Source organism: Streptomyces sp. NBC_01485 (assembly GCF_036227125.1).
In the GTDB taxonomy this organism is placed as follows: domain Bacteria; phylum Actinomycetota; class Actinomycetes; order Streptomycetales; family Streptomycetaceae; genus Streptomyces.
Map to the genome: position 1 here is coordinate 5,056,937 of NZ_CP109435.1, position 17,323 is coordinate 5,074,259.

The 17,323-nt window shown below is 69.7% G+C and carries 14 protein-coding genes and 1 pseudogene; 6 read left to right on the forward strand and 9 right to left on the reverse strand.

Features of this window, described 5'->3' with window-relative positions:
- The first annotated feature begins 87 nt into the window (after positions 1–87).
- Positions 88–1,095 (forward strand): transcriptional regulator, encoded by a 1,008-nt coding sequence (locus tag OG352_RS23035; protein ID WP_329224195.1) that lies wholly within the window; start codon positions 88–90, stop codon positions 1,093–1,095.
- 74 nt (positions 1,096–1,169) lie between these two features.
- Here OG352_RS23035 and OG352_RS23040 read toward each other — a convergent pair whose 3' ends face one another.
- Positions 1,170–3,617 (reverse strand): SpoIIE family protein phosphatase, encoded by a 2,448-nt coding sequence (locus OG352_RS23040; RefSeq protein ID WP_329219422.1) that lies wholly within the window; start codon positions 3,615–3,617, stop codon positions 1,170–1,172.
- A 254-nt stretch (positions 3,618–3,871) separates the two neighbouring features.
- A complete protein-coding gene (locus OG352_RS23045) occupies positions 3,872–4,378 on the reverse strand; it encodes an ArsI/CadI family heavy metal resistance metalloenzyme (RefSeq protein ID WP_329219424.1) in 507 nt (168 codons plus the stop codon).
- An 80-nt stretch (positions 4,379–4,458) separates the two neighbouring features.
- On the opposite strand from OG352_RS23045, the gene OG352_RS23050 reads away from it, so the two are divergent.
- From OG352_RS23050 to OG352_RS23060, 3 genes are all read left to right on the forward strand, one after another.
- Entirely contained in the window at positions 4,459–4,911 is a 453-nt protein-coding gene (locus tag OG352_RS23050) for an ArsR/SmtB family transcription factor (RefSeq protein WP_329219425.1), read from the forward strand.
- Complete coding sequence (locus OG352_RS23055; RefSeq protein WP_329219426.1) at positions 4,908–5,732, forward strand: MIP/aquaporin family protein; 825 nt, start codon at positions 4,908–4,910, stop codon at positions 5,730–5,732. Before OG352_RS23050 ends, OG352_RS23055 begins: the two co-directional genes overlap by 4 nt.
- A gap of 61 nt (positions 5,733–5,793) precedes the next feature.
- Positions 5,794–6,210, forward strand: coding sequence for an arsenate reductase ArsC (locus tag OG352_RS23060; protein ID WP_329219427.1), 417 nt, complete (start codon positions 5,794–5,796; stop codon positions 6,208–6,210).
- Between the two features lie 19 nt (positions 6,211–6,229).
- On the opposite strand, the gene OG352_RS23065 is transcribed toward OG352_RS23060, so the two are convergent.
- On the reverse strand, positions 6,230–7,081 hold the full coding sequence (locus OG352_RS23065) for a hypothetical protein (protein WP_329223930.1): 852 nt from the start codon (positions 7,079–7,081) through the stop codon (positions 6,230–6,232).
- 604 nt (positions 7,082–7,685) lie between these two features.
- Between OG352_RS23065 and OG352_RS23070 the strand changes: the two are divergent.
- Together OG352_RS23070 and OG352_RS23075 are read left to right on the forward strand one after the other, a co-directional pair.
- Positions 7,686–7,952 (forward strand): annotated as a pseudogene (locus OG352_RS23070) (response regulator transcription factor); the annotation flags it as partial.
- 87 nt (positions 7,953–8,039) lie between these two features.
- The gene (locus tag OG352_RS23075) at positions 8,040–9,608 is read left to right on the forward strand and encodes a hypothetical protein (protein ID WP_329219429.1); all 1,569 of its coding nucleotides are present in this window, start codon (positions 8,040–8,042) and stop codon (positions 9,606–9,608) included.
- A 142-nt stretch (positions 9,609–9,750) separates the two neighbouring features.
- Here the strand turns inward: OG352_RS23075 and OG352_RS23080 are convergent, their stop codons facing one another.
- From OG352_RS23080 to OG352_RS23105, 6 genes are all read right to left on the reverse strand, one after another.
- Complete coding sequence (locus tag OG352_RS23080) at positions 9,751–9,927, reverse strand: hypothetical protein (protein ID WP_329219431.1); 177 nt, start codon at positions 9,925–9,927, stop codon at positions 9,751–9,753.
- A 494-nt stretch (positions 9,928–10,421) separates the two neighbouring features.
- Positions 10,422–10,616 carry a hypothetical protein gene (locus tag OG352_RS23085; protein ID WP_329219433.1) on the reverse strand — a complete coding sequence of 65 codons (195 nt, stop codon included), beginning with the start codon at positions 10,614–10,616 and terminating at the stop codon, positions 10,422–10,424.
- A gap of 791 nt (positions 10,617–11,407) precedes the next feature.
- Entirely contained in the window at positions 11,408–13,555 is a 2,148-nt protein-coding gene (locus OG352_RS23090) for a protein kinase domain-containing protein (RefSeq protein WP_329219435.1), read from the reverse strand.
- Between the two features lie 964 nt (positions 13,556–14,519).
- Complete coding sequence (locus tag OG352_RS23095; RefSeq protein ID WP_329219437.1) at positions 14,520–15,143, reverse strand: hypothetical protein; 624 nt, start codon at positions 15,141–15,143, stop codon at positions 14,520–14,522.
- A 741-nt stretch (positions 15,144–15,884) separates the two neighbouring features.
- Positions 15,885–16,145 carry a hypothetical protein gene (locus OG352_RS23100; protein WP_329219439.1) on the reverse strand — a complete coding sequence of 87 codons (261 nt, stop codon included), beginning with the start codon at positions 16,143–16,145 and terminating at the stop codon, positions 15,885–15,887.
- Positions 16,142–17,254 (reverse strand): DUF1152 domain-containing protein, encoded by a 1,113-nt coding sequence (locus OG352_RS23105; RefSeq protein ID WP_329219440.1) that lies wholly within the window; start codon positions 17,252–17,254, stop codon positions 16,142–16,144. The genes OG352_RS23100 and OG352_RS23105 overlap by 4 nt, the downstream gene beginning before the upstream one ends.
- Positions 17,255–17,323 lie beyond the last annotated feature (69 nt).

Here is a 17,323-nt window from a genome sequence, read left to right on the forward strand (position 1 = left end):
TCCGCACCCACGCCGCCGTCCGCGTCCGTGTCCGCGACCGCACCCACGCCGCCGACCGCGTCCGTGTCCGCGACCGCGCCTACATCCATGAGCGAGCCCGGCGACCCTCCCGGCTCCGTCGCCGAACCGTCGCCGCGGCCTGCCGCCCTCGCCCGCCGCCCGCCGACACTCGTCCGCACCGCCCGCAGGCGGTGGTTCCTCATCGCGGCGGGCACCGCCGTCGTCGTAGCCCTGTCCACCGCGATCACGGTCAACCTGCGGGGCCCGGGGACGGGCCTGGCGGCGGACGGCCGGCCGGCCGGGACAGTGACCTCCGCCGGAGCGGACCCCTCCGCCTCCGCCACGACCCACCCGTCGGCGTCCGTGTCCCCCTCCGCGCATCCGAGCCGCTCCCCGGCCTCGGCCTCGCCCTCGGCCTCGGCCTCGAAGACACCCGACGCCGAGCCGGCGGCAGGCGGCACCGACGCGGGCCGCGCCCAGGACGGCGACGAGGTCCTCCCGCTGACGGTGACCACCCGCACCTACGCCTGGGACGACCCGCAGTGCGAGGGGAAGTACCTGGTCAACCGGCCTCCCGGCGAGGTCTCGCCGCCGGTGATGGGGCAGGACGTGCCGGGCTGGGTGAAGGCGCACGGCGCCGTCGCCGCCGACGGGCAGCGGGTGGCGCTGACCGTTCAGGGCGCCGGGGACGAGACCGCCGTCATCGAGTCCCTGCACGTCCGCGTGGTCGACTCGAGCACGCCCCCGGCCTGGAACGCGTACTTGGGGTCGTCGGGCTGCGGCGGAGGCGCGCAGACGAGGTCGTTCGACACGGACCTCGACTCCGGTCACCCCGCCATCGTGCCGAAGGCCGGCCAGCGCGGTGTCCCCTACAAGGTCAGCCAGTCCGATCCCGAGGTGCTGTACATCACCGCCCACGCCAGCGTCCACGACGTGAGCTGGTACGTGGAACTGCAGTGGTCCAGCGGCGGCCGGCAGGGAACCATACGGATCGACGACCACGGAAAACCGTTCCGCACCAGCGGCAGCCGGGGCCGTCCCGTCTACGAGTACCTGGTCGGCGGCACCGACTGGTACAGGGTGACGCAGAACTGATCACCGGGATCACCGGGATCACCGGGATCACCGGGATCACCGGGGCCACCGGGATCACCGGGGCCACCGGGTCCCTATGACCCGGGCAGTGCCTGTTCCGTCCAGATGGTCTTGCCGGTGGGGGTCTGGCGGGTGCCCCAGCGTTCGGCGATCTGGGCGACGAGCATCAGCCCGCGCCCGCCCTCGTCGAAGACGCGGGCGCGGCGCAGATGCGGCGCGGTGCCGCTGCCGTCGGAGACCTCGCAGATGAGCGTCGCGTCGCGGATGAGCCGCAGCACGATGGGGTCGGCGCCGTACCGGATGGCGTTGGTGACCAGCTCGCTGACGATCAGTTCGGTGGCGAACGCCGCCTCCGCCAGCCCCCAGGCGGTCACCTGCCCGACCGCCGCCTTGCGGGCCCCGGCCACCGCCGACGGGTCCCGCGGCAGCCGCCAGGTGCGCACCTTGTCGGCGTCGAGCGCGGCCGTACGAGCCAGCATCAGCACGATGTCGTCGCCGGGCCGGTCGCTCAGCACCGTGCGGAGCACCTGGTCGCAGGTCTCCTCCAGCGCCGCGGCCGGGCTGCTGCTCAACGCCTCGCGCAGCAGGCTGAGTCCGACGTCGATGTCGCGGGAGGCCGCCTGGACCAGGCCGTCGGTGTAGAGGGCGAGCAGGCTGCCCTCCGTTAGCTCCACCTCGACGGATTCGAACGGCAGGCCGCCGACACCGAGCGGCGGCCCGGCCGGCAGATCGAGGAACCGCACGTCGCCGTCGGGGGTCACCAGGGCGGGCGGCGGATGACCGGCGCGGGCCATGGTGCAGCGCCGGGACACGGGGTCGTACACGGCGTACACGCAGGTCGCCCCGACCTCCCCCGACGCGTCCTGCGCCTGCCCGCGCGCCTCGGGGCCCTCCTCCCGGTCGAGCCGGATGACGAGATCGTCCAACTGGGTGAGCAGCTCGTCGGGGGCGAGATCGACGTCCGCGAGCGTGCGTACGGCGGTCCGCAGCCGGCCCATCGTGGCGGAGGCGTGGATGCCGTGGCCCACGACGTCGCCCACGACCAGGGCGACCCGGGCGCCGGACAGCGGGATGACGTCGAACCAGTCCCCGCCCACGTCCGCGCCGGAACCGGCCGGCAGGTAGCGGTAGGCCACCTCCATCGCGGCCATGTCCCGGGGCCGGTCGGGCAGGAGGCTGCGCTGGAGGGTCAGCGCGGTGCGGCGTTCACGGGTGTAGCGGCGGGCGTTGTCCACGCTCACCGCCGCCCTGGCGACGATCTCCTCCGCGAGCAGCAGATCGTCCTCGTTGAAGGACTCCGACGTCCGGTGCCGCAGGAAGTGCACCAGGCCCAGGGTCACCCCCCGGGCGCGCAGCGGCACCAGCATCGTCGAGTGGATCATGTGCCTGGTCACGGACTCGGCGCGGGCCTGGGAGGACTTGATCCACTTCTGTATCCCCGGCTCGCCCGTCGTGTGCCGGGTGCCCCGGCCGGCGGTCAGTGTCCGCATCGGCGGGGTCCCCACCGGGTAGCGGAGCACACCGCCCGTGGCGACCACCGACTCCGGACAGCCCTCCAGCACCGACCGCTGCGCCGTACGGCGTACGGTGACGGGCTCGTCCTCCCGCACCGGTTCGGGCTCGTCGCCCAGCGCGACGGACTCCAGCAGGTCCACGGTGACGAAGTCGGCGAACCCGCTCACGGCCACGTCGGCCAGTTCCTCGGCGGTCCGGGTCACGTCCAGGGCGCTGCCGATGCGCAGGCCGGCGTCGTTGAGGACCACCAGGCGCCGGCGGGCCCAGTACTGCTCCGTGGTGTCGAAGACGGCCGCCGACACCCCCTGGACGGTGCCGGCCTCGTCCTTCAGCGGGGACATGAACATCGACCAGGCGTGGTTCCGGGTCTCACCGGGAGCCTTGCCGTGGTTCTCGTGGAACATCGCCTCCCCGGTGCGCAGGACCTGCCACTGGAGGCGCTCGTACTCGTCGAACGGCGGACTGGGCGCGATCTCCCAGACGGTCCGGCCGCGCATCTCCGCCACGGTCATGCCCATCACCCGGGACATGGCGGCGTTGGCGGCCACCAGCCGGTTCTCGAGGTCGTAGACCGCCACCGGCACGGGGAGCTGCGCGAGCGTGAGGTCCCACAGGGCCTGGGTCGCCGGCTCGTGACGGGAGCCGTTCCGCCGCCCGCCGCTCGCCGGGGCGGCTCCGGTCACGAGCCAGAGCCGGCCGGGGCCCGCGTCCGCCAACGGCGTTCCCTGCAACCGCACCACGATCCGGTCCCCGCCCCGGTGCCGGAGCGCCACCTCGCTGGCCACCTGTCGGCCGACGGCCACATGCCGCCGCGCGGACTCGGGCAGGCGCGCGGCGAGCAGGTCACCGGCCGGCCGGCCCACGACCTCGGCGGGCTCGTACCCGAGCAGCCGCTCAGCCCCGGCGCTCCACATCACGACCGTCCCACCGGCGTCGACGACGACCGCGAAGTCCTCCGGCACGGGCCCTGCCCCCGTGCCTCCGGATGTGACGCCCCTACCGTTCATGGGCCTCTTTCCCTCGCTCTCACCCGACCGGAGCGGACGCGGTGACCGCACCCGACCAGGGCTCCGGCGCCGCCACCGCCCACGCCGAGCACCTGACGCACCCGTTTCCTCCCGACCAGTCTCGCAGCGGGCCGACGACTCCGCGGGCCGACGACTCCGAGGCCCACCCGGCCCTACGAACCCTGCGGGGGAGGGGGTAGTCCGCGCAGAAAGGTGACACTTCGGTGCGCGAGTGTCACCTTTCTGCACCTCACCTACCGGGGACCCGGCGTGCCCGCGGACCCCGCTGGGGCGGGAACCGCGTCCGCGTCCGTGTCCGGCTCCGTGTCCGCGGCCTGGCTGGTGCAGCAGCCGTCGCCGGCGTCGTTCGGGTCGGCGCTCTTGCCGAGGGTGTCGGCGTCGGCCTTGACGACGTAGACCTCCCAGGGCTCTTTGCCGGGGCCGTGCACCCACACCTTGTCCTGGAGGGCGTAGCAGCACGAGGTGTCGTTCTCGGCGAAGGTGGCCAGCCCGGCGTCCTTCAGCCGGCGGGTGGCGGCACCGACCTGCTCGCTGGTCTCGACTTCCACGCCCAGGTGATCCAGGCGGGTCTCCTCGCCGGGCGCGCCCTCGATCAGAACGAGCTTCAGCGGGGGCTCGGCGATGGCGAAGTTGGCGTAGCCCGCACGCCGCTTGGCCGGTTCGGCGCCGAAGAGCTTCGAGTAGAAGGCGATCGACGCTTCCAGGTCACTGACGCGCAGGGCGAGCTGTGCACGGGACATGATGCGACTCCCATCTGCTTGCATTGATGACTGTCGATGCAAAGCTTGCGCCTTGGATCGAAAAACGTCAACATAGAAGAATGTCGAAGCAAGAGCTTGTGATCCTCGGTCAGGACGCGACGGACGATGCCTGCTGCCCGGGAACGCTGGCCGCCCCGCTGGGCGAGGAGCAGGCGGCCGGACTGGCGAAGACCTTCAAGGCGCTCGGCGACCCGGTCCGGCTGCGCCTGCTGTCCATGATCGCTTCGCGTGCGGGCGGCGAGGTGTGCGTGTGCGACCTGACCCCGGCCTTCGATCTGTCCCAGCCGACGATCTCGCACCACCTCAAACTGCTCCGGCAGGCGGGCCTGATCGACTGCGAGCGCCGTGGCACCTGGGTCTACTACCGGGCCCTCCCCGAAACCCTCGACCACCTGGCCACCTTCCTCCAGACCTCACAGACCTCACAGACCTCGCAGATCGCGCAGACCTCGCAGGCCTCCCGGACCCCGCATGCCTCGCAGACTTCGCATACGGCCGAGGCGACCGCGTGACCCCCACGCTGGGCCGACGGGTCCTCGCAGAAGCCGTCGGCTCGGCGGCCCTGGTCGCGGTGGTGGTCGGTTCCGGCATCCAGGCCACCGAGCTGACCGACGACGTCGGCGTGCGGTTGCTGGCCAACTCGCTGGCCACCGTGTTCGGCCTGGGCGTCCTGATCACGCTGTTCGGCCCGGTCTCCGGTGCGCACTTCAACCCCGTCGTCACGCTCGCGGCCTGGTTCACCGGCCGCCGCACCCCCGACGGCCTGCCCCTCCGGGACGTGGCCGCGTACCTCCCCGCCCAGACCGCCGGAGCGATCGGCGGAGCCGTCCTGGCCGACGCCATGTTCGCCAAGCCCCTGGTGGAGTGGTCCACCCACGACCGCTCCGCCGGTCACCTGTGGCTCGGCGAACTGGTCGCGACGGCAGGACTCGTCCTGCTGGTCTTCGGGCTCGGACGCACGGGCCGCGCCCACCTCGCGCCGGCCGCTGTGGCGTCCTACATCGGTGCGGCGTACTGGTTCACGTCGTCCACGTCCTTCGCCAACCCGGCCGTCACCATCGGCCGCGCCTTCACCGACACCTTCGCCGGCATCGCGCCCGCCTCGGTCGGGCCGTTCATCGCGGCCCAGACGGCCGGTGCCGCACTCGGCCTGACGCTGATGACCGCCGTGTTCCCCACCCACCCCGAACCGACCCCGCCCGAACCGGCCCCGCCCACCCCGGTCCCGGCCCCGCCCACCCCGGTCCCGGCCCCGCCCACCCCGGTCCCGGTCCCGGTCCAAGGCGAGCCCGAACTCACAGCGCGCCCCAACTCCCGACCCGCCACCCCCTGACCACCCTCGCCCTGGCTCCAGCCCTCGCCTCGCCTCGCCCTCGCCCGGAAAGACACCCGCCATGACCACCCCCGCCGAGCGCCCGTCCGTCCTGTTCGTCTGCGTCCACAACGCCGGACGCTCGCAGATGGCCGCCGCCTTCCTCACCCACCTGGCAGGCGACCGCGTCCAGGTGCGCTCCGCCGGTTCCGCCCCCGCCGACACCGTGAACCCCGCCGTCGTCGAAGCCATGACCGAGGCCGGCATCGACATCTCCGCCGAGATCCCCAAGGTGCTCACCGTGGAGGCGGTACAGGCGTCCGACGTCGTGATCACGATGGGCTGCGGCGACACCTGCCCGGTCTTCCCCGGCAAGCGCTACCTCGACTGGAAGCTCCCCGACCCCGCCGGCCAGGGAGTGGAAGCCGTCCGCCCGATCCGCGACGAGATCGAGCAGCGCATTCGCACCCTGGCCGACGAGATCGCCCCGCAGAGCTGACCGTGCGTACGGCGGCGGCTCAGTGGTCGTCGGTGATGGTGGTCGCGATGCCGTTGCTGATGACGACCTGGGCGGAGAAGCCCTTCTTGGCGGCCTTCTCCAGTTGGGCCTCGGTGCACTCGACGCCGCCCTCGCCGCCCGGCCCGGTGTTCACGGCATCGCAGATGTCGTCGTAGCCCATGATCTTGGTGTCATCGGCGACGAGGAACTGCTGCTCGGTGCCCTTCATGTCGGAGACGGTGTACTTGCCCGGCGCCAGGTAGGAGACGTTGCCGAACCAGGTTCCGTTGACGCCCTTGCCCTTGTTGACGCCCTCGACGACGGTCTCGCGGGAGTCGGAACCACCGCCGGAACCACCGCTGGAGCTGGAGCCGGAGCCCGAGCCCGAGCCGGAACCACTGCCGGAGTCGGACGCGGAGTCCTGCTGCGCGGCACGTCGCTCGGTCACCAGGGTCGCGACGCCGTTCTTCATCTCCACGTCGGCGTTCACGGCACCCTTCTTGACGGCCGACTCCAACTGGTCCAGCGTGCACGGCGCGTCCACCTTGGACCCCGCCACGCCGCATATCGTGCCGACGCCGTAGACCTCGGTGTCGTCGGCGACCGAGAACTGCTGGTCCTCCTTGCCCGGTACGGACACGATGTACTTGCCCGGGGCGAGATAGGTGACCTTGCCGTTCTTGAACGAACCGCTGACGCCCTTGGAATCCTTGGCGCCCGACGCCTTGTCCGCGGCCGCCACCGGGCTCGCCGTGCCCGCCGGGCTCTTGCCGGACGAGCTGTCGTCGCTGCCGTTCTGGCACGCCGTCATCAGCAGTCCGGCGGTGAGCGCGGCGGCGGCGACGATGGCCTGGCGCAGGTGGCGGTTCATCACGAGGGTTTCCTTCCGGGGGCGGGGCAGCAGGGTGCCGACGGCGTTTCCACCGTTTCCCGCTCTGTGATCACTATGAGGGTTCCCAGCCCCCAAAGGTCACACCTGTCCTCGCTTCAGCACAGCGCGATCACACAGCCGTGACACATCAACACATCGGCTGCGCACAGCGGTTCGTCGACGCGCCGCCTTGCGTCACGCGGACGCGTGCACGTCTTCACGCGGCTGGTCGGCCCATGTCCGGATCACCGATCACGCCCGCCGCCCGATCCGTACCGCTCGGACTCCCGCCGCACGCGCGGACCTGGACCACCTCCGCCTGCGCGCCCGCTTTCGCCGGCCAACCGCGGGGCATCGGGGGCCGGTTCCGGCCTGCGGTCACCGAGGCAGTGTGCGGTGGCGTCCACGGTGACCGTGACGGAGGTGAGGTGGTGCACGCTGACGTCGCGCAGTTCACGGGCGAGGCAGCCGCAGGGGCAGGACCGCATGCCCCGTACGGGCGGTAGGCGGGAAGATTCCGAGGGGAGGCGAACATGGATTCAGTGCCGGAGGCGAACGTCGCTTCAGTGCCGGAGGCGAACATCGACACGGCACGCGGCACGACGGTCCCACCGCTGCCCGCCACCGCGAACTCGCCTCGCTCACCCCGCGCGAACGCGAAGTCCTGGGCCTGGTGGCCCGAGGACTGAGCAACGTCGAAGTCGCCGACCGCCTGCACCTGGCAGAGACGACCGTCAAAACCCACGTCTCCCGCGTCCGCGCCAAGCTCCGACTGCGCGACCGCGTCCAGGCCGTCATCGCCGCCTACGAGACCGGACTGGTCAGCGTGGGCAGACAGGAGCACGCGGCTCCGCCCGCCGAGCACCCGTGACCCACAGCGCCGCCCCCGCAGTCCCGCTTGTCCGCGACATGGCTAGGCTTGGCCGAATTCGGGGTCGGGGTTGAGGGGGAACTGATGATGGTGCGACGGAGATCGCTCGCTTTCGTCGGCGTGGCCGCGCTGGTACCGCTGGTGGTTTCCGCCGCTTCCGCGCAGGCGGCGTCGGCCTCACTGGCCGTCACCACGCTGGGGCGGCACGGCGGCAAGGTCTCGACGACGGTCACCGTCGTCGCCGTGCCGTCCGGTCAGACGTACACCGTCAAGTCCGGCAAGCGGATCAGTCTGCCGTCGGGGCGCTACATCGCGATGACCGACATCTACGAGACGGCCACGAACGGTCTGGGCACCGACACGCTCGGCGCGCAGGTCGTCCAGGTGTCGGGCAGCACGTCGGTGACGCTCGACGCGCGCAAGGGCAAGGCCGTCAAGGTGTCGCTCGACACACCCGCCGACGTGACCGGCCCGCCGCGGATCAGCGCGCAGGTGTGCGCCGCCGTCAGCAACATGCCCTCCGCCTTCAGCGTGGCCGGCTGGAACGACGAGGGAGCCCTCTACGCCATCCCGAACTCCTCCAAGCTGCTGCAGTTCGGGTACATGGCGCAGTGGTCGGGCAACGACACCTACGTCGCCGCGAAGAACACCACGGGCATCCCGGCCGCGCCCGGTGGGTCGTTCAAGCGGTCGAACCTGGCGACGATGCGCTTCTCGGTGAGCAGCGGTACACAGATGGCCTCTCAGAACGCCACCGCGCTCCAGGCGATGCCGAAGGTCGACGACTGCACGACCGACCTGATGGCCGTGGCCCACGACGACAGCGCACCGTACAGCGCCACCGTCCATGTGACTCCCGGGACCTGGCAGCCGCGCGACGACGTCTTCGCGAGCAACGGCGACCACATCGGCGGCGGTTTCCCGACGGTCAGGACGCTGAAGGCGGGGCAGAGTCTCACCCAGTACTTCGGCCGGGCCGCGTGGAGCCCGATGCACCACCTGCCGACGGTCGAGCGAAAGTCCGTCACCTTCGTTCCGGACGCCCTGATCGGCGACCCCGACGTCGGCACCACCGGGGCCGACCCGACGAAGGAGACGGTGGTCCTGTCCAAGGGAAGCACCGCCGTCAAGAAGCAGACCCTGACCAACTGGGGCTCCGACGACGCCGCGTTCTCCGCCGGCATCCGCTCGGCCGGCTGGTACCGCCTGACCGTCGACGCGCATCGCTACCGTCCGGGCATCACCTTCCCCGCCGGCATGCTGTCGTCGCGCATCACCCTCGACTGGTACTTCAAGGCCGACCCGGCCAAGCCGATGGTCGCGCCCGTCTTCCTGACCCGCTTCCTGCCCGCCGGACTGAACACCCGCAACCAGGCCGCACCCGACAGCACCACGACGGTCGGCGTGAGTGCCGCGCGCGGCGCCCAGAACCCCGACGTGAAGCTCACCAAGGTGACCGTCAAGTCCGTCCGCGTCTGGTCGTCCGCCGACAGCGGCAAGACCTGGAAGGCGGCGCCCGTAAAACTCTCCGGCTCGGCCTGGAAGGCGTCCGTCCACAACCCGGCCTCCGGCGCCATCGCCCTGCGCTCCGAGGTGACCGACACCGCCGGGAACCGCTCGGTACAAACGGTGTACCGGGCCTACGCCATCGGCTGAGCCCATCACCGCCCCCACAGAGAAAGCACGACGACACACCGACATGGCCGTACGCCATGGCCGGCACCCCATCAGCACTCGGACACGTGACCACGTCCGGCCGGCCACACTCCCAACGCTCGACGCTGCGACACTTCGGCGGTCAGGCGTCCAGGAAGGCCTGATCCACCAGCACTCCGACGACGACCGACAGCAGCAAGTCGCAGCCGACCTCGACGCGACCGTCCGCAAGGCCCGCGAGGAAGCACGGGAAGCTGCGGCCGTACCAGAACAGCCCACCGCTTCCCCGCCGATCAACGTTCGTGCACGAATCCGGCACGCGGCGAGTGATCGCAGAGCACAGCAGAAAGGCCCGGGTCTGTGACCTGGGCCTTAACCATGGAGCGGGTGACGAGAACCGAACTCGCAGTATGGGAGGCTGCGATCATTGAGGGCCGGCTCGGGCGCCGACCTGGGCGAACGGCTGGTCCGTGGTCCCGTCGAACTCGGCTGCTTTCACCGTGATTCCCCGCTGTTCCCCGCTCGATCTGCTGCGCTTGTGGTGTGCCCTCGACGCCTCGCGTTATCGGCAGGCCTGGAGATCCACACGTTTCTCGTTGTCGCCTCGCCGGAGAAGGACGTGCGCCGGCCGGGACGGCAGACTGCGCAGAGTCGCTCCAGGATCTTGAAAAGAACATAGGCATCGGTCCGTGGGCTTATACGACGGAATTCGCCGGGATGCTCCAGCTGAACGCGCGTTGGAGGCTGTGCCTTAAACAGATCCGGCCCGACCCTTTTAAAGGATGGGCGGGCCGGGATCCGTCGCGGCGTGCTTTACAGGAAGTACATCAGCTCGATCCGCCCGTTCGGGCTGAAGGAGAAACAGACCTCTCCCGCTTGCTGCGGGGGGTCGAGGTTGATGAAGTTCACGGCTTCGTCCATGGTCGAGAAGGAGAGGGTGTGCCAGGTCTTTACACCGGACCTGAGCGCGTTCTTGAGCGTCTGGGCATCAGAAGTGGTGACGGTCATGGGATTCCTTTCGAGGCAGGATCTGACGACTTTTGTTGTGGGCTCCCCGGAGCGAGGAACCCGGTGGACGGACATAACGTATGGTCGACGGATAACAGGAGGAGGGAGGCGCGCACGCATGTACGCCTTTTGGGCGCTTGTTCCCTCCCTCTCGGGGAGATCCGTGGCCAATTCCCCGCTGTCCCCGTGAGCCCCCGCAGGATCTGGCACGCGAATGGCGCGACTCGCTCTCTCTTCGCCCCGAAGCGCCCCTGGGCGGAGGCTGAACCCGGATGTCCGAGGCTCAGCCGACGAACGTCAGCCATGACGGCGGGTGCTCGACCGATCAGGCGCGCCTGTGCCAGGGCCACCCATCACCGGGCCTCAGCCACGCTGGTGCGGATGTGGTGCGCCCCCCGCCCACCGGTCTGGACAACAAACAACCCCCGGGTCGATGACCTGGGGGTTCGTGTTGGAGCGGGTGACGAGAATCGAACTCGCACTCTCAGCTTGGGAAGCGACGACGCTTGGATGGCGGCACAGCTTCTGACCTGTGGGTACGCCGCCTGGGGGTGCAGTTTGAAGGGCTGGTTTCGCGCCGCTGTCTACCGTGGTTGTCCGGTCCTGCGGGCACGCTTTGGGCACGCACCCACATGGGGGCGCTGCGCGGGGGCCGGACGGCTCCGCTGCGGTGGGACTCACCTGCGGGTGCGGGATGCCCCCGACGCGTCGGCTTGCGGATGCACACTCCTATGGCGGCGTAGGCGGTCTGAGGGATGATCCGCACGGTGCGCGGTGATTGCCTCGGCCGGTCAGGTGGGCCCGTCAGGGCTCCGGGAGAAGGCCGTGTCGCCGGCCATCGCCACGATCGCGTCCTTGACGAGCAGTACTCGCGGCGGGTAGCTCTGCACTTTGTCCCCGGGGTCGTCCAGTGCGGAGGTGCGCCAAACCTCCGCTCCGGTGAGGCTGTCCAGTGCCAGCAGACGGCCGAAGCGGTTGGAGAAATAGACCCGCTTGTACGTCGCCGACACCGCGGGCGCGGACAGACTCTCCATGTCCGTCGTCTTCTGCCAGAGTTGTTTGCCGCTGTCCGCCGACACCGCGGTGACCGACCCGTCGGACCGGACGAAGTAGACGACGCCGTCCACAAGGGTGGCGGTGCCGGTCAGCGGATGTGCCAGCGGTATCCGTCTGACCTGACCGGTTTCCGAGGCCACCCGCAGCAGCGCGTTGTACGGCCGTTCGTACCCGGCTTCGTACACGTCCTTCGCGGTCTGGGGGGCGAGGAACAGGGGTTGCCCGCCGACAGCGCCGAGCGCTTCCGCCTTCCTGGGCAGGGTGGCCGTTTCGGTCAGGCTGCCGGGTCCGACCTTCATCAGCTCGACCGGGGCCTGGCCGGGCTCGTTGCCCTCCGAGCACAGGGCGTAGGGGACGCCTCCCAGTGCCGTCGGAGTGCAGTACTCGTCCAGCGAGGGCGCCCGCCACAGTTTTTTGCCGGAAGGCCCGTACGCCACGAACGTCGAGTAGTCGGGAGACAGGGTCAGCAGTCCGCCGTCGTACAGGACCGCCTCCTCGGACGGGTTGATGTCGCGTTGCCACCGCCGGTGCCCGGTACCGGCGTCGAGGGCCACCACGCGCCTGGTCCTGTCGTCCGGTTCCTCGTACATGTAGACCAGCCCGTCGCGCACGCCGATCGGTTGCGCCCCCTGAGGGCGGGTGCCGGTCCGCCACAGGGTGCGGCCGGAGGCCGCGTCGATCCTGGCGGCCGTGAAACCCGTACCGCCACAGAACATGGCGCTTCCCTCCACCACGCATCCAGGGCTGTCGTAGTCGAGAGGGACACCCTTCACGTCGTACCGCAGCTCCGTCCGCCACGGCCGCCAGCCGTCGGGCAGTGACGCGGCACGGGCGGTGGCCCTGGCGGTGGCGGTGGCGGGCTCCGGATCGGACACGAAGACACCCACGCCGGTATACAGCCCCGTGACGGCCAGCACCGCGCCGAGGCCGGTGAGCAGCATCCGGGCTCGGCGTCGTCGCCTGCCGGTACCGATGGCGGTCGCGGCGCCCGCGGAGGCGTTGGCCGTGCTCCGAGACGTGGTGCGGCGCCGGGGGTTCGCGGGCTGCCCGGTCTTCGGGGATCCGGTGACGTCGGATTCCGGCAGCGCCTTGAGCATGCGGTGTATGTCCGTCAGTTCCGGCCGTGCGGCCGGGTCCTTGTCCAGGCAGCGCTCGACCACGCCCAGGAGCGCCTCGGGCACGCCGTCGAGGTCCGGGGTCCCGAACACCACCTGATAGCCGGTTATGTACGGGCTCTTGGCGTCGAACGGTCCCGTGCCGACGGCCGCGAACACCAGCAGCGACCCCAGCGAGAACACGTCCGAGGCCGGGGTGACGTCCCGGGGAGAGGCCAGTTGTTCCGGTGACATGAAGGGCGGAGTGCCGATCATCCGCCCGGTCGTGGTGAGGCTCTGGTGGTCAGAAGCCCGCGATATGCCGAAGTCGATGACGCGCGGCCCGTCCTCGGTCATCAGGACGTTGCCCGGTTTGAGATCCCGGTGCACCAGGCCCGCCCGCTGGATGTCGCGCAGCGCCTCGGTGAGCCCCAGCCCCAGCGCGCGCAGTTCCCGCAGGCTCAGCGGGCCGTCCTTCTTCACGACCTCGGAAAGGTTGAGCCCCGGCACGTAGAGCGTCGCCATCCACGGCTGGCCGGCGTCCGGGTCGGCGTCCACGACGGGCGCGGTGAAGGCGCCGCTCACTCTGCGCGCTGCCTCGATCTCCTGCCGGAAGCGCGTCCGGAACTCCTCCTCCTGAGCGTACGGCCCGCGCACGAGTTTGACCGCGACCTGCCGTCCCGAGGCGGAGACTCCCAGATAGACGACTCCCATGCCGCCCTCCCCGAGTCGACCGAGAAGGGTGTACCCGCCTATGCACTCCGGGTCCCCGGTGCTCAGGGGCGTCATCGCCGATCGTCCTTCCCAACGCCTGCCTGCCTCACGGGGATCAGAGTAGGGCCTGCCGCCCCGGAAACGGAGCCGCGCCCATCACACACCGGTGTCCCTGTGCCCCTGAGCCGTGCGATGGGTCATCCGTCCAGATGAGGGCTCAACTCCTGGCCGTCCAAGCCGATGTCGTTCCAGCATCCCGAAACTACGCGGCGCCTCGCCGGACACGGTGATCGGACCCGTTCAACTCCGCTTGCATGGCCCGCACTTCAGGCGTGCGCCCACCCGCACCCACGCAGCACGCCCAAGACGAAGACCGACCGGCCGACCGACCAACCGGCCGACGCAGTTCACAACTGGAAGATCATCTTCCATATGTTCAGAGAAAGTAGTCCCTTCATGCGTAGCACCACTCGTTTCGTCTCCCGCACGGCCGCCTCCTCCATGGTCGTCGCCGTCGCACTCGCGCTCGTCGGGATCCAGGCCGCCGGGCAGACCGCCTCCGCCGCCACCAAGAACGCCCCCTCTCCTGGTAGCAGCCCTGGCGCCCGCCGCCGGTCCACCTCGCCGGCGACGGCGATGGCACAGCGGGCGACCCCAACTTGGACTAGACAACAAACAAACCCCAGGCCGCTGGCCTGGGGTTTCTCTCTGGAGCGGGTGACGAGAATCGAACTCGCACTCTCAGCTTGGGAAGCTCAGGTTCTTTGGAGCTGGTCGTACCTTTGGCCTGCGTGGGGAGCACGTTGGCGCCGGGCTCGCAGCTGCCGGGGTGTCTGGTGTTCCCCGCGGCTCCCCGCAACATCTGGCATGCGTCTGGCACGGGCCGGATGTGCTCTGACGAGATCGACTGGACCGAGCACGGTATCCACGCTGCATAGGCCCGCAAGGGGAAGCCCCAGTCGGCGTCTATGCGGCTGGGGCTTCGCGCCTGCGTGACAGCGACTCAGCTCAAGACGAGTCCGGGGTGTGGCGCCACAGCTCAGGGCGCGTTCAGCCCGAAGGCCTGATGGCTGTTGTTGCTCGCACCAGGGCTGTCGATGTTGCTGTTCGTGGTGATGTTGTTGAACATCGGGATGACGCCATTGAGGTTGATCGGCAGGATCGAGCCCCCGCCCCCGCCGCCACCGCCCCCGCCGTCGCAGTCGCCGCCGGTGATCGTCGTCGGGTCGCTGGCCGAGTGGGTGAAAGTTTCTCCGCCTTGCTCCTCGGTCTCGGTCTCGATGACCGTGACGGTGTTGCTGACAGAGCACGGTGCGTCGGCGGCGATGTTGACGGTGACGTTGAGTGGGGCACTGAGAGCGCCGGTGAAGTTAAGGCCGCTCCCGCAGTGGACGGTCGTACCGCCGTTAGTGATGTCACAAAAGGGCCCGAGAAGGCCTCCGAGGGCCGTGGCCCTGACACCCGTGGGAAGATTGTCCGTGACGTCCAGAAGGCCGGTCGCACCTGTGGCGGTCAGCGTGATGGTGTAGGCGCCTTGCCCTCCCCGTGCGAAGTTCCCTTCGTGGCTCTTGGTGACGCTCAAATTCGATTGAGCGTGGGCGGGTGCGGCTAGGGCAAACGGCAACGCGACGCCCAGCCCCACCACCGTGCCGAGGGCAGACATCCGCCGCCTCAACCCGTGTCTTTTCATCGACGGTTTCTCCAGTCCGTGAGGGTCCGTTGCGGTCAGGCTCCGGAAGCGAGTGGAGGAGCCGACGAGGGGAACGTACTGACTGGCAACGACCCGTTGGCCAGCAAGCGACCTGAGAAACGCCCATTTCACTCGATTGCCCCGTTTAAGCCTCCTGGACCGCCGAACAACCTACGGAGCGGCTTTGGTCGGTGTCCTACCCGGTTCGGGGTCGTGCGTGATCAAGGGGCGGTACGCTTGTCGGCTGTTCGCGCAGGCTTGACTATCACCTGAACCCACCACCCTCCCCAGCTCCCATCCCGTCTGCCGTCGACCCGCACATCGTGGAGCGGGCGTGGTTCATGGCGTCCAGGTGGAGCGCGCCACTGTACGAACGACCTGGACGCCATGGGCCGCGTCTGCTCGGCTCTGCCTGGGTCGACGGCAGACGGGATGGGAGCCCCCAGCGCACGCCACGATGGGCCGGCACTCGCGTACGGCGCCCCCTCCATCCCAGAGTCTGAGCGCCCCCGCCGGAGGCACGGTTCTGGCCCGGGCCGTTTCGCGTGGTGATCGCCGATTGGCCTTCGGCCCTATCCATAGTGGGCGCGCGTCGGCGCAGCCGGGGGCGGAGCGGGCCGAAGGCAGGAGCGGCGCCCCAGAGCGGAGCCGGTAAGCGCGCCCGGCGGAGCGGAGCGCAGCCGGGTGCCTTGAACCCGTGAAGAAGGTTGTAACTCAGGCTGCTGGTGGGCCTGACGAGTCCTCGGTGGCTTGAGCTTCCTTGTTCCCCTTCAGAAGGCTTCGGGATTCCGCGGCTGCTCGCTGGAGGGCTTCGGCCACCTGGTCGGCGTCGTCGGCGGAGAGCTGGATGTCTTGAGTCCAGAAGATCGACAACCTGGTGTTGCCGGTCGCCAAATTCAGGGCCACATCGGCCTCAGCTCCGGTGCCCGTAGCATCCCGTGCGTCCAAGTCGAGATCGCTTCTGAAGACGCTCATGGTGCCTGAGTCTCATCCTCGACGGCTGCCAGTTCCCAGAGGGGCGCTGCGTATCGCTCCGGTCGGCTACGGATGAGCAGCGTGCGGAGGTCTTCGCGCTGGCTGCCGGGCATGCCCAAAGCCTCGGTGAGCCGGCGGAACGTCGTGTGGGTGACTCCGCGGCTTCGAGCCTCGTTCTCGAACTCGTCGAGCTGCGGCAGCACGGTCTCAGGATCAAGCTTCACCGCTGGCTGGTTGTTGAGCCATGCGGCCTTGTTGCGCTCATAGTCGATTTCTGAGTAGCCGCAGACCTCGCGGCTGAGTGCCTCGGCCTCGTCCAGGGTGACGGTCGAAAGGATGGCGCGGGCCAACTCGTTGCGGTTCAGGGCGTCGTCCAGGTCGACTTCGTGGATCGTCGGGCCGTAGCCCGTCAGGGGGATGGGTAGGCCTGCGTCCCGTATTTCGCAGATGCCTCGTACCCCTCGCGCTGTTGCAGCGAGCATCCCGGTTGCTTCAGAGGGGTGCCATTCCAGGACCGAGCTGACCGGTTCCGTGTCCTTCGCGGTGAAGATGTGGACGAGGGGGCCGAGGAGACCACGTATCTCGTCGAGTGGAAGTTCGCCGTCCAGGCCGGGGCCGGCGACCAGTAGCCGGACGGGCGCGTTCACCTGGCAGCACGCGGCCAGTGTCAACGCATCGGCAAGCGGGCTCTTGAGCGTCGGTTCGTCGCCTCGCGCGAGGATGTCACCGCCCACGTCCAGGAGGTCGATTGAGGTCGGCTCCAAGTGGTCCACCAGCTCTTCGAGTTGGCGCGTGACGCCCTCGACGCCGTGATGCGGGTCGATCAGTGCGAAGGTGTGCGGGAGCTCTGCTGCAAGCCGTGGGAGGGTGGACCCTGCTGGAGCGATCGGGCGGGCGTTGGCCGGCACTGACCAGACGGACGGGGTGAGCGGTTTGAGTCCCGTGAAGTCGGAGGGGCCTCTGGGGCCTGGGACTGGGTCGACCAGCAGGCGATCCCACGCGTAGGTGAGGATCACCGCCTGGTCGTCGTCGCCGTACAAGGCGGCGTCAAGCATCGCGGCGGCGACTGCGTCGCCCCCTCCTCCTGCTGCGACGATCAACCTCGTCATGGGCCCAAGATTACGGGTTCGGCCTCTGGCCACTCACCCTATAGTGGCTAGAGGTCATAGCCACTTGGA